The organism is Sphingomonas sp. 66-10 (genome assembly GCF_001897045.1).
In the GTDB taxonomy this organism is placed as follows: domain Bacteria; phylum Pseudomonadota; class Alphaproteobacteria; order Sphingomonadales; family Sphingomonadaceae; genus Sphingomonas; species Sphingomonas lycopersici.
Genome location: NZ_MKRR01000034.1, coordinates 9749 through 22101 on the forward strand (window position 1 = coordinate 9749; position 12353 = coordinate 22101).

Below are 12353 nucleotides of genomic sequence, written 5' to 3' on the forward strand. Positions count from 1 at the left end.
GCAGCGCGTCGAGGCATTGCCGCACGATCCGCGCCGATTGGCGGATTTCCTCGGCGCGCACCATCATCCGGTCATAGCAATCGCCCCGGCTCCCCACCGGCACGTCGAATTCCATCGCGGCATAGACGTCATAGGGCTGCGCCTTGCGCAAATCCCACGGCACGCCGGAGGCACGCAGCATCGGCCCCGAAAAGCCCCAGGCGATCGCATCGTCGCGCCCGACCACGCCGATATCGACATTGCGTTCCTTGAAGATGCGATTGTCCGCGACCAGCGCCAACGCATCCTCGAACAAGCGCGGCAGCCGCGTGTCGAGCCAGACGCCGATATCGTCGAGCAATTTCGGCGGCGCGTCATAACGCACCCCGCCGGGGCGGAACCAATTGGCATGCATCCGCGCACCCGACACGCGCTCCTGGAAATTGACGCAATCCTCGCGCAGGTCGAACATCCACAGATTGGGGGTCATCGCGCCGACGTCGAAGATATGGCTGCCCACCGCGAGCAGGTGATTGGAAATTCGCGCCAGTTCGGCGAAAAGCACGCGCAGATATTGCCCGCGCGGCGGCACCGCCAAGTCGAGCAGTTTCTCGATCGCGAGGACGAAGCTGTGCTCCTGGTTGAGCGGGGAGACGTAATCGAGCCGGTCGAGATAGGGCAGCGCCTGAAGATAGGTCTTGTACTCGATCAGTTTCTCGGTGCCGCGGTGGAGCAGCCCGATATGCGGATCGATCCGCTCGATCACCTCGCCGTCGAGCTCCATCACCAGCCGCAGCACGCCGTGCGCCGAAGGGTGTTGCGGCCCGAAATTGAGCGTGTAATTGTGGATCGCGATATCGCCCGGCGTCTCGGCGGCGTGAATCGCATCGATCGTGATGTCGTCGGCCATCGCATCCTCGCTCCGCGGCCCGATCGACAACCAACCCGTGGCGCGCGGGTTGGTTCGGTGGCGAGATGCGTCCGGTCGGGCGGAGGGCTCGGCTCGTCACATCGCCCCGCGGGGCGTTGAAACCGCCGTCGGCGGTCGTTCGTAGCGTTGCTGCAGGCCAATGCGTCACGGGGAGACAGGTGACCCATGACTATCGATCGCAATCGCGAAGGCGAGCACGCCTATCTGCAGCGGCGCGAGGCGGACGAGCGCGCGGCCGCGGCGCATGCCGACGGCGACGAGGCGCATGCCGCGCACCGCGATCTGGCGCGGCGCTACGCCGCGCGCGCGCACGAGACCGAGGGCGAACCGGCGAGGAGTATCGAGATGCAGGTGCGCGATTGCATGACCCGCGAGGTTCGGCTGATCGATCCCGACGAAACGATCGAGGAAGCCGCGGTGCTGATGGCGACGATCGATGCCGGGGTTCTGCCGGTGGCGCTCGACGACCGGCTGGTCGGGATGGTCACCGATCGCGACATCGCGATCCGCGGCGTGGGCATGAGCCTTCAGCCCAATGCCAAGGTCCGCGCGGTGATGAGCAGCGAAGTGCTCTATTGCTTCGAGGATGACGATATCGGCGACGTGCTCGCCAATATGGCCGATATGCAGATCCGCCGTCTGCCAGTGGTCGATCGTGACAAAAGGCTGGTCGGCATCCTTTCGCTCAGTGACGTTGCCGGCAACGGCGATATGGCGCGCGCCGGCAAGGTATTGTGCGAGATCGCGCGGCCGAGCGCGCTTCATTCGCAGGCCGTATAGCATGCGGGCGGCGCTTTTGCCGGTCGCGCTGCTCGCGCTCGTCGGTTGCCACCAGCGCGTCGCGGAAAATACCGACGACACCAGCAACGCCACCGCGGCGGTGCTCGCCAGCATCGGCAACAGCGCGGTCAATGCGGCGGATTCGATGAAGGACGCGCTGGCGCGTACCCCCAACGGGCAGGATTTCGCCGATACCGCCGCGCGCAGCGACGCCTTCGAGATCGCCGCGGCGAAGCTGGCCGGGGCCAATGCCGCGTCGGCCAGGCTCAAGGCGTTCGCGCGCGAGATGATCGCGGCGCACACCCGCTCGGCCGCGACGATCAAGGCGGCCGCGGCGCGCGCGACCCCAGCGATTAGCCCCGATCCGAAACTGACCAACGAGCAGATGGAAAAGCTCGCCGAGCTCGGGCGGCGCAGGGGCGCGGACTTCGATCGCGATTATCTGACGGGGCAAATCGATGCGCATGAGCGCGCGCTGTCGCTGATGAAGGATTATGCGCGGCACGGCGATGTCGCGCCGCTCAAGGCCGCGGCGGCGGCGATCGCGCCGGTGGTCCGCCGACATCTCCAGCACGCCAAGGCGCTCGACGCGGCGCGCCGCGCGGCGATCCGTTAGGTCGGATCGACGCTCGGCTATTTGCCATAACGTGGGCGACGGTGGAGCCCTTTGTGTCCCCGCGAAGGCGGGAGCACAAGGAGGGGGGATGCCAGCGCCAGCGATGTCCTAACCTAAATTAAAACCGCCAGAATCCCGCAAACCCTGCGGATCGGGCGCCAGCGACAAAGCGTTGGTGGGGGCTGACAGGAGAGCCCCTATGGTGATGACCATCGATACGCTTTCGCTCGGCGACGCGCGCCGGCTGGTGATGGCCGCGGAGGCCAAGGCAGCGCAGATTCAGGTGCCGTCGGCCATCGCGGTGGTCGACGCCGGCGGCAATCTGCTCGTTTTTGCGCGGATGGACGGGGCGTGGATCGGCGCGATCGATATCGCGATCCACAAGGCATTCGCCGCGCGCGCCTTCGACATGCCGACGCAGGATCTCGCGCGGCTCGCCGCGCCGGGCAAGCCGCTGTTCGGGGTGCAGAACACCCATGACGGCCGCATCGTCATCCTCGGCGGCGGCGCGCCGGTGAAGCTCGGCGACGCGGTGGTCGGGGCGATCGGATCGAGTGGCGGCACGGCCGATCAGGATCAGGCGGTGGTCGATGCCGCGCTCGCGGCGTTCGAGGAGGAGCGGTCGCGCCACGCCGATTACGTGCCGGCCTGAGCGCGGGCCGCGCCGTGCCACCGGGCCTGTCCTATTGCGGCGCCCCGCCGCTCCCCGGCGCGCTGATCGGGCGGTTCAACCTCGATCCGGTCCTGATCGCTGCGCTGTTCGCGCTGGCCGCGTTCCATATCGTCGCTAACCGCCGCGCCGCGCGCCCGGTCGCGCCGGCCGCTGCTGGCTGGGCGATCGCCGCCGCCGCTTTGGTCTCGCCACTGTGCGCGCTCTCGGTGGCGCTGTTCTCGGCGCGGGTCGCACAGCATATGATCCTGCTGCTCGCAGCCGCGCCGCTGATCGCCGGCGCCTTGCCCGACCGGCCGGCGTTGCGGCGCCCGGCGAGCTTGTGGGGCGCGAGCGTCACATTCTTCCTCACCTTGTGGTTCTGGCACATGCCCGCGCCTTATGCGGCGACCTTTGCCTCGCCGGTGACTTATTGGCTGATGCATCTCTCGCTGTTCGGCACCGGAATCTGGTTATGGGCCGCGCTGCTGCGCCAGCACGGCCCGCGGGCGCTGGCCGCCGGGGTCGTGGCGTCGATGCAGATGGGGCTGCTCGGCGCGGTGATCGCGCTCGCATCATGGCCGATGTACCGCCCGCATTATCTCACCACCACGGCTTGGGGGCTGACCCCGCTCGCCGACCAGCAGCTTGGCGGGGTGGTGATGTGGGTGCCGGGGTGCCTGTTGTTCCTGTGGGTGGCGCTGCGCTCGCTCGCCGCGACGTGGCGCGCGATGGACCGCGCCGCGGCATGAGCGCGCCGCCGCTCGGCTATCTCACCAGCGCGGGCGAGCGCGCGGCGGCGATCGTCCCGCTCACCTGGTTCGTGCTCGCGGTGTCGGTGATCGTCTGCATGGTGGTCGCGGTGTTGCTGCTCGCGGCGATCGTGCACCCGCGTGGCCGCGCGCTTCCGACGGCGATCGTCGCGGGCGACGATCACGGACTGGCGTGGATCAAATGGGGGCTCGTGCTGAGCGCGCTGCCGCTTATCGTCACCTTGGTGTGGACGATGGCCGCGCTCGGCCGCGTCGCGGGGCCACCGCGATCGCCGGCGCTGGTGCTCGACGTGACCCCGCGGCAATATTGGTGGGAAGTGCGCTATGACGCGCGCGATCCTGCCGACCGCTTCGTCACCGCCAACGAAATCCATATCGCCACCGGCGCGCGGGTGCTGGTGCGGCTCCACGGCGGCGACGTGATCCACAGTTTCTGGGTGCCGCAGCTCTCGGGTAAGACCGATGCGATCCCCGGCCAGACCAACCTCACCTGGCTCGCGGCCGACGTGCCCGGCCGCTATCGCGGGCAATGCGCCGAATTCTGCGGGCTCGAACATGCCAAGATGGCGTTCGAGGTGGTCGCCGAGCCACCCGCGGCGTTCGAACGATGGCGCCGCGCGCAGCTGCAGACCGCGCCGCCCCCGTCGAGCGACGCCGCGCAGCGCGGTGCGCGCATTTTCCAATCCCACTGCGCCTCGTGCCACGCGGTGCGCGGCGCCAGGGCGGCGGGGTCGACCGCCCCCGATCTCACGCATCTGATGAGCCGCCGGCTGATCGCCGCTGGCACGCTGCCCAATACGCGCGGCAGCCTCGCCGGCTGGGTGCGGGCGCCGCAGGCGAGCAAGCCCGGCGCGCTGATGCCCGATCAGCAGCTCACCGGGCAGCAGCTCGGCGATATGCTCACCTATCTGGTCACACTCAAATGACCCCCGCGGCGCTGCGTGTCCCCGCGATCGGCGACGACACCCCCGAATTGCGCGCGCGGCTTCACGCGATCTGGGCGACCGCGCCAGGGTGGAAGGGCTGGTTCACCACCGTCGACCACAAGGAGATTGGCATCCGCTACATCGTTACCGCCTTCGTCCTGCTCGCGCTGGGCGGGGTCGAGGCGCTGGCGATCCGGCTCCAGCTCGCCGGCCCCGACCTCAGGCTGATGACCCCCGAGCAGTTCAACATCTTCTTCTCGATGCACGGGATGACGATGATCTTCCTTTATTCGTCCCCCGTCCTGTCGGGCTTCTCCAATTATCTCTGGCCGCTGCTGCTCGGCGCGCGCGACATGGCTTTTCCGCGGCTCAACGCGTTCAGTTACTGGGTCTATCTCGCCGCCGCTCTGTTCCTCTACACCGGCTTTCTCACCGGCAACGGCCCCAATGACGGCTGGTTCAACTACGTCCCTTATGCCGAGCGCCAGTATAATCCCGGGCTCAACCAGGATTTCTATGCTTTGGGGATGGTGCTGCTCGGCATCTCCACTGCGGTCGGCGCCGCCAATTTCGTCGTCACCGCATTCAAGATGCGCGCGCCCGGCATGTCGATCGACCGGTTGCCGATCCTGATCTGGGGGACGCTGACCGCAAGCGTCGCCAATCTGGTCGTGGTGCCCGCGGTGAGCCTCGCTTTCTTCCTGTTGTGGCTCGATCGGCAATTCGGCACCAGCTTCTTCCGGCCGGCGGGGGGCGGGCAGCCGTTGCTGTGGCAGCATCTGTTCTGGCTGTTCGGTCACCCTTGGGTCTATGCGATCGTCCTTCCGGCGATGGGGATGGTATCGGACGGGCTGCCGGTATTCTGCCGCCGCCCGCTGGTCGGCTATTCGCTGGTCGCGCTTTCCACCGTCGCGACGATGATCCTCGGCTTCGGGGTGTGGGTGCATCATATGTTCGCGACCGGGCTGCCGGGGCTGTCGCTGAGCTTCTTTTCGGGCGCGTCGATCGTCATCACGGTGCCCAGCGCGGTCGCGGTCTTCGCCTGGCTGGCGACGATCTGGACCGGGCGGCCGGTGAGATCGACCGCCTTCCTGTTCTTCGCCGCGATGATCCTGCTGTTCGTGATCGGTGGGGTTTCGGGGTTCATGACCGCGAGCGTCCCGGTCGACTGGCAGCTCACCGACACGTATTTCGTCGTCGCGCATCTCCATTATGTGCTGATCGGGATCAACGTCTTCCCCGTCGTCGGCGCGACCTATTTCTGGTTTCCCAAATTGACCGGCCGGATGATGGACGAGCGGCTCGGGCGCTGGAACTTCTGGACGATGTTCCTCGGCTTCAACCTCGGTTTCCTGCCGATGCATCTGATCGGGCTGTTCGGGATGCCGCGCCGGGTGTGGACCTATCCCGCGGAGATGGGCTGGTCGGCGCTCAACATGATCACGACGATCGGCAGCTTCGCCTTCGCGATCGGGGTGCTTTTGTTCTTCGTCAATGTCGCCAAAAGCTGGCGCGCGGGGGCGCTCGCGCCGGCCGATCCGTGGGGTGGGTCGACGCTCGAATGGGCGCTGCCGTCGCCGCCGGCGCCGTATAATTTCGCGGTGATCCCGACGATCGCGTCGCGTCATCCCTTGTGGGAGGAGGCGCTCGACGAAAACACCCCGCGGAGCACGATCACGCGCGGCATGATGCTCGATACCGGGAAGGAGACGGTCACCACCACCCCGCTCGACGCGATCCCCGATCGGATCGTCGAGATGCCGTGCGACAGCTGGGCGCCGCTGCTGCTCGCGGTGGCGCTGGGGATATTGTTCGTCGCGCTGCTGCTCAAGCTGTGGCTCGCGATCGCGCTGGGGGCGCTGCTCGTGCTCGGCGCGCTGATCCTGTGGCTATGGCCGCAACGCCGATTGCTCGAACGCGAGCCGGCGCATGGCTGACGCGATGCCCGCCGCGCCCGGTCCGCTGCCGGTCGGTCCGGTCGGGCGCCGCGGGCTCGGGCAATGGGGGGTCGGCGCGCTGATCGCGAGCGAAGCGGCGCTGTTTGTCTATCTGCTGTTTGCCTATTTCTATGCCGCAGCGAGCGCTCGCCCCGGTTGGCTGCTCGAACCGGCGCCGAAGCTGTGGCCCGCGCTTCCCAACACCTTGCTGTTGCTGAGTTCCAGCCTCGTGGCGTGGATCGGCGAGAAGGGCGTCGAGCGCGGCCGTCGCGCGGAGGCGCTGACCGGGCTGATCGGCGCGTTCGTGATGGGCGCGGGATTTGCGGCGGTGCAGGTCTATGAATGGTCGATCAAACCCTACCGCCTCGGCACGTCGAGCTATGCCGCGCTCTATTTCACCACCACCGGATTCCATATGGCGCATGTCGTCGCGGGGCTGGTGATCCTTGCGATGCTCGCCTTGTGGGTCGCACTCGATTTCTTCTCGCCGCGGCGACGGATCGTTGTGTCGGCGGGGGTGCTCTACTGGCATTTCGTCGACGCGGTGTGGCTGTTGGTCTTCGCGACTTATTACCTCACCCCCTATCTCGGCTTCGCGCGATGAGCGGGCTGCGCGCGTCGCTATTGCTCTGTACGGGGCCGATCGCCTGGCTGGTGCAATTGTGCGTCGGCGCGATGATGACGAGCTGGCCGTGCTTTCCCGAGACCGAACGGCGCCTCGCGCCGCTCCCCGGCTATCGCTGGACCTACGCCGCGGCGATCGCGCTGCTGGTGACGTGTGCGCTCGCCGCCGCGCTCGCCGGCGTCATGTCGTGGCGCCGATTTGCCGCGGCGCGTGGCGATGCGACGGAGGAACGCACCCGCTTCATCGGCCTTTGGGGAATGTGCCTCGGCGCCGGCTTCGCGCTGGCGACATTGATCACGCTGGTCGCCTTTCTGCTGGTGCCACAATGCCTCGGCTGATCCTGCTGGCGCTGACGCTGCTTGCAGCCTGCGACCGCCACGCGGACCGCCATGCCGCGTCCAGGGCGCTGATCGCCGCGCAATGCGCCGCTTGCCACACCGTTCCCGGCGTCGCGATCGCACGCGGGCAGGTCGGGCCGCCGCTCGCCGGGATCGCGCGGCGCACGACGCTGGCCGGGCGATTGCCCAACACCCCGGCCAATATGCGGCATTTCCTGCTTCACCCGCAGGCGGTCCAACCGGGCGGCGCGATGCCCGATATGGGGCTCACCCCGGCGCAGGCCGATGCGATCGCCGATTATCTCGCGACGCTGGACGAGCCTTGATCGGACGGAGATTGCGGCGTCGCGGCGCTCTTATTGTCGCCGATCGACTCCATTCCCGCCTGATTGCCCGGCCCCGCGATTTCCGCGGCGCGATCCGCCCGGTTGCAGGCCGATAGTAATGCGGCAATGCCGACAAGGCCGAGCAGATACCCGCGCATGATCTGCGAACTCCGATCGCGACGATTTCCCGGCAACTGCCGCCGCGCGCGCTCCGTTCCGCGCGGCGATCCAAAGTAAATATATGTTTATGAAATATATTGGCTGGAGAAGTTCGGCGATCGACGCGTTATTCCGCGATTGAGGTGCAACGATGATTCAGCATGACAATCGCAGAAGGCGTCGAATGAGGCGAGGCTTTACCGCCGCCTTCGTCATCATTGCGATGATCGCCTTGATGATCTTCGTTGGATTCAATCTATATTATTTAAAGCAAGGGGTGTGATCGGCTAAGGTAACGCCCGAAAGGGGGACGTGCTCGAAGGAGACGTTTTGATGACGATTGCACCCAAGCTCCGCCAATATCTCGATATATTCGACGTCGATTATACGCTGGTGGAACATCCCCCGAGCGTTTCGGCGATGCAGAGCGCCACGCTGTGCCGGATCCCGCCGCAGCAGGTCGCCAAGGCGGTATTGCTCGATACGCCCGACGAATATCTGCTCGCGGTCCTCCCGTCCGACCGCCGCGTGGACTTGGAAGAATTTCGCCACGAGCCGGGCGGCAAGCCGCGGCTGGCGGACGAGCAGGAACTGGCGGAGGTATTCTATGATTGCGCGGTCGGCGCGGTGCCGCCGCTGGGGGTCGGTTACGGCATCCCGATGATCATCGACGACAGCTTGTGGGACCAGCCCGACGTCTATTTCGAGGCCGGCGATCATCGGTCGCTGATCCATGTCGACCGCGGCGAATTCGCCCGGCTGACCCGATCGGCGCTGCACGGCCGGTTCAGCGAACGCTGGGCGGATATGGAATGACCCCCGATCAGGCGCGACGGAAGATCGTCTCGCGAAACCGCCGCCAGCGCCTCACGCTCGCGGCGGAACTGATCGCGTTCATGCTGCTCGCGGTCGTCATCGGTTTCGCGCGCTCGCGCTGACCACCTATCCGGTGATTTCCATCACCAATTGGCGGGCGGTATCGGCAAGGATCTGCCCCGTGCTGCGATCGCCCTTGGCGAGCGAGCTCATGAACGCCTTGGCCTGCGCCAGCGTCAGATGGGGCGGGAAGGGCGCGACATTGGGATCGGTCATCACCTCGATCACTGTCGGCCGCTCCGCCTCGAGCGCGGTACGCCATGCGGTGTCGAGCGCCGCGGGGCGATCGACGTGGATCCCGGCCAGCCCGATCAGCTCGGCGAATTCGGCATAGGGCACGTTGGGCAGCGCCTGGCTGGCGGCAAAGCGCGGATTTCCCTCCATCACGCGCTGTTCCCACGTCACTTCGTTGAGATCGCCGTTGTTGAACACGCAGACGATGAAGCGCGGGTCGCGCCACTGGCGCCAATATTTCTGCACCGTAATCAGCTCGGCCATATTGTTCATCTGCATCGCGCCATCGCCGACCAGCGCCACCACCGGGCGATCGGGGAAAGCGAATTTCGCCGCGATCGCATAGGGCACCGCCGCCCCCATCGAGGCCAGCCCGCCCGACAGCGACGCGCGTTGCCCCGCCTTCACGCGATAGTCGCGCGCATACCAATTGGCGCATGAACCCGAATCCGAGGTGACGATCGCATCGGCGGGCAGATGCGGCGACATTTCCCACACCACGCGTTGCGGGTTGACCGGATGCGCCTCGGCCATCGCGCGCTCCCTGAGCGTTTCCCACCATTTGCCGACGCCCTGCTCGATCGTCTCGCGCCACGCGGTGTCCGCCTTGCGCTCGATCAGCGGCAGCAAGGCGCGCAGCGTCTCGGCCGCGTCGCCATGAAGATTGACCTCGACCGGATAGCGCAATCCGAGCATCGCCGGGTCGATATCGATCTGCACCGCGCGCGCCTGCCCGTCCTTGGGCAGAAACTCCGCCCAGGGAAAACCGGTGCCGATCAGCAGCAATGTATCGCAATCGCGCATCATGTCGGACGAGGGCTTGGTGCCGAGCAGCCCGATCGCGCCGGTGACGAACGGCAGATCGTCGGGCAGCACGTCCTTGCCGAGCAAGGCCTTGGCGACCCCGGCGCCGACGCGGTCGGCGATCTCGATCACCTCGCCGGCGGCGCCGCGCGCGCCGGCGCCGATCAGGATCGCGACCTTTTCGCCGGCGTTGAGGATGTCGGCGGCGCGCTGCAGGTCGGCCGGCTGCGGCACGACCGAAGGTCTGGCATAGCCCGGCCCGGAGCGGGTGAAGCCATGTTGTTGCCGCGGTTCCTCATAGGGCGAATCCTGCACGTCCTTCGGCAGGATGATCGCGCACACCTGGTTGCGCGCGATCGCGATGCGGATCGCGCGATCGGTCACGTGGCGCGCCTGCGCCGGGGCGGCGACTTCCTGGACATAGCCCGCGACGTCGGCGAACAGCCGGTCGAGGTTGAGTTCCTGCTGATAGCTCGCACCGCGCACGGTCGTCTCCGCCTGTCCGGCGATCGCGAGCACCGGCACGTGATCGAGCCTCGCGTCGTAGAGCCCGGTGACGAGATGCGTCGCGCCCGGCCCGCCGGTCGAAAGGCAGACGCCGAGTTCGCCGGTGAATTTGGCATGCGCCGCGGCCATGAATGCGGCCATCTCTTCGTGCCGCACCTGGATGAATTCGATTCCGGCGCCGTCCTTCTCCGCCCGCTGGAGCGCGCCGAGCACGCCGTTGATGCCGTCGCCGGGATAGCCGTAGATTCGGCGGACGCCCCAGCTTTTGAGCCGCTCGACGAAAAAGTCGCTGGTCATCCGCGCCATATTCGTTCCTCCGCGTTTCGGGTAGCGCGGCGCGCGCGTCGCGCCGCCTTGTCATCGGTCAGAACGAACCGGCGCGCGCGGCTATCCCCGCCACGTGGCGATTTGCGGCGGGCGTCGGCATCGCGCGGACGAAGCGACGGTGCCGAGAAACCCGCGCCCTCGCTCCTGCGTTGACCGATGCAGGAGGCAGATATGCGTGCGCGCCAAGACGCCCCGGCGGCCGCCGCACCGTCAGGACGATGACGGAAAGACCGGCCCTTGGGACCGCGCATCGCCGCGGCGGCGCGGCGTGGCTCGTCGCGCTGGCGATTCCGGTCGCTGCCTGCCATCCGTCGCGCGAACAGGATCGCGCGGTCTCCTTCACGCGTCTCGGGCAGATCGCGCTGACCCAGCATGCGTGCGGATCGTGTCACCGGATTTCGGGGATCCAGGGCGCCGACGGCAGGGTCGGGCCGCCGTTGGTCGATTATGCGCGCCGGCGGATGATCGCAGGGGTGCTGCCAAATACTCCTGCAAATCTTGCGCGCTATCTCAAGGCACCACGCACGGTGGTGCCGGGCAATATGATGCCGCAGGAGGCGCTCGGCGATCGCGAGATCCAGGGCATCGTCGCCTATCTCGGGCGGCATTGAGCCTGTGATGCGGCCGCCTCTCCGACCGATCGTGTCCGGGTGGTTTCTGGGGGTGATGACCTGTGGCGTGGTCGCGCTGCTGGTCGCCGCCTTGTTCCTTTCGGGCATCGCCTTTCGCGTCGGCGCCGATCAGCCGCATTCCAAGCTGCTCGCCTGGGCGATCCACCGCACGATGCTGAGCTCGGTGCGCCGCCATGCGCGCCGCGAGGTGCCGCGCTTGCCGCTCGATCGCGCGACATTGCTCGCGGGCGCGGCGCTTTACGAGCAACGGTGTATCGCCTGCCACGGCGGCCCGGGGATCGCGCGGGCATATTGGGTGAGCGCGATGCTGCCGACCCCGCCCTATCTGGTCGACGCCTCGGCGCGCTGGTCGCACGCCGAGCTCTATGCGCTGATCCACGACGGGGTGAAGATGACCGGCATGCCTGCCTGGGGCGAGATATCGTCCGATCGCGAGATCGCGCAGATCGTCGCGCTGATCGAGGCGATGCCGATGATGACCCCCGATCAATTCGCGCAACTCCGCCGCGCCGCGGCTGCTCGCCGGCGCTAGCCCGACATCACCTGGGCGAGCCGCGATTGCGCCGCGGGGAATCCCTGGAACAACCGCAGCGCGCCGGAGAGATTGTTCTTGAGCGGCGGGTTGTCGACACTGGACCGGAAGAAGGCGATCTTCTTGATCCTGGCGAAATCGCGCAGCTTGAGCTGGCGTGACTTGAGCTCGATCAGTCCGGAGCGGCGCATCTGCTGGAGGGTGCGGTTGACATGGACCGGGGTGAGCCCGGTGATATCGGCCATGTCGGTCTGGGTGAGCGGCATCTCGCAGCGCCCGATGCCCCCGGCATTGACCGCGCCGATGCGCTCGACCAGTTCGCAGAACAGATGCGCGAGCCGCTCGACCGCGCTGCGCCGCCCCAATGAGACGAGCCATTCGCATTGCGCCTCGGCGAGCAGA

Annotated in this window: 16 protein-coding genes; 13 read left to right on the forward strand and 3 right to left on the reverse strand. The window is 67.2% G+C overall.

The window, feature by feature from the left end:
* Positions 1-889 (reverse strand): NADH-quinone oxidoreductase subunit D (locus tag BGN95_RS04195; protein ID WP_286771709.1); only part of this gene is annotated, 889 nt, incomplete at its 3' end.
* A 186-nt stretch (positions 890-1075) separates the two neighbouring features.
* Here BGN95_RS04195 and BGN95_RS04200 point away from each other — a divergent pair.
* The 11 genes from BGN95_RS04200 (at position 1076) to BGN95_RS04250 (ending at position 8977) form a co-directional block, all read left to right on the forward strand.
* Entirely contained in the window at positions 1076-1690 is a 615-nt protein-coding gene (locus tag BGN95_RS04200) for a CBS domain-containing protein (protein ID WP_265267265.1), read from the forward strand.
* A gap of 1 nt (position 1691) precedes the next feature.
* Positions 1692-2306 (forward strand): DUF4142 domain-containing protein, encoded by a 615-nt coding sequence (locus BGN95_RS04205; protein WP_265311637.1) that lies wholly within the window; start codon positions 1692-1694, stop codon positions 2304-2306.
* A gap of 199 nt (positions 2307-2505) precedes the next feature.
* Entirely contained in the window at positions 2506-2958 is a 453-nt protein-coding gene (locus tag BGN95_RS04210; protein WP_265311636.1) for a GlcG/HbpS family heme-binding protein, read from the forward strand.
* A 14-nt stretch (positions 2959-2972) separates the two neighbouring features.
* Complete coding sequence (locus BGN95_RS04215; RefSeq protein ID WP_286771710.1) at positions 2973-3707, forward strand: cytochrome c oxidase assembly protein; 735 nt, start codon at positions 2973-2975, stop codon at positions 3705-3707.
* The gene (coxB, locus tag BGN95_RS04220) at positions 3704-4654 is read left to right on the forward strand and encodes a cytochrome c oxidase subunit II (protein ID WP_286771711.1); all 951 of its coding nucleotides are present in this window, start codon (positions 3704-3706) and stop codon (positions 4652-4654) included. Before BGN95_RS04215 ends, coxB begins: the two co-directional genes overlap by 4 nt.
* Complete coding sequence (ctaD, locus tag BGN95_RS04225) at positions 4651-6591, forward strand: cytochrome c oxidase subunit I (RefSeq protein WP_286771712.1); 1941 nt, start codon at positions 4651-4653, stop codon at positions 6589-6591. The genes coxB and ctaD overlap by 4 nt, the downstream gene beginning before the upstream one ends.
* The gene (locus tag BGN95_RS04230) at positions 6584-7195 is read left to right on the forward strand and encodes a cytochrome c oxidase subunit 3 (protein WP_286771713.1); all 612 of its coding nucleotides are present in this window, start codon (positions 6584-6586) and stop codon (positions 7193-7195) included. The genes ctaD and BGN95_RS04230 overlap by 8 nt, the downstream gene beginning before the upstream one ends.
* On the forward strand, positions 7192-7554 hold the full coding sequence (locus BGN95_RS04235; protein ID WP_286771714.1) for a hypothetical protein: 363 nt from the start codon (positions 7192-7194) through the stop codon (positions 7552-7554). Before BGN95_RS04230 ends, BGN95_RS04235 begins: the two co-directional genes overlap by 4 nt.
* Positions 7542-7880: a c-type cytochrome gene (locus BGN95_RS04240; protein ID WP_286771715.1), complete on the forward strand. Its 339-nt coding sequence runs from the start codon at positions 7542-7544 to the stop codon at positions 7878-7880. Before BGN95_RS04235 ends, BGN95_RS04240 begins: the two co-directional genes overlap by 13 nt.
* Positions 7881-8372: 492 nt before the next feature.
* Positions 8373-8855 (forward strand): aminoacyl-tRNA deacylase, encoded by a 483-nt coding sequence (locus BGN95_RS04245; RefSeq protein ID WP_265311628.1) that lies wholly within the window; start codon positions 8373-8375, stop codon positions 8853-8855.
* Positions 8852-8977 carry a hypothetical protein gene (locus BGN95_RS04250; RefSeq protein WP_265311627.1) on the forward strand — a complete coding sequence of 42 codons (126 nt, stop codon included), beginning with the start codon at positions 8852-8854 and terminating at the stop codon, positions 8975-8977. Before BGN95_RS04245 ends, BGN95_RS04250 begins: the two co-directional genes overlap by 4 nt.
* 4 nt (positions 8978-8981) lie before the next feature.
* Here the strand turns inward: BGN95_RS04250 and BGN95_RS04255 are convergent, their stop codons facing one another.
* On the reverse strand, positions 8982-10757 hold the full coding sequence (locus tag BGN95_RS04255) for a thiamine pyrophosphate-requiring protein (protein ID WP_286771716.1): 1776 nt from the start codon (positions 10755-10757) through the stop codon (positions 8982-8984).
* Positions 10758-11005: 248 nt separating this feature from the next.
* Here BGN95_RS04255 and BGN95_RS04260 point away from each other — a divergent pair, with 248 nt between their 5' ends.
* The gene (locus BGN95_RS04260; protein WP_286771717.1) at positions 11006-11398 is read left to right on the forward strand and encodes a c-type cytochrome; all 393 of its coding nucleotides are present in this window, start codon (positions 11006-11008) and stop codon (positions 11396-11398) included.
* A 7-nt stretch (positions 11399-11405) separates the two neighbouring features.
* Positions 11406-11951 (forward strand): c-type cytochrome, encoded by a 546-nt coding sequence (locus BGN95_RS04265; protein ID WP_286771718.1) that lies wholly within the window; start codon positions 11406-11408, stop codon positions 11949-11951.
* On the opposite strand, the gene BGN95_RS04270 is transcribed toward BGN95_RS04265, so the two are convergent.
* Positions 11948-12353: Crp/Fnr family transcriptional regulator (locus BGN95_RS04270; protein WP_286771719.1), on the reverse strand; the 406-nt coding region annotated here is incomplete at its 5' end. The genes BGN95_RS04265 and BGN95_RS04270 overlap by 4 nt on opposite strands.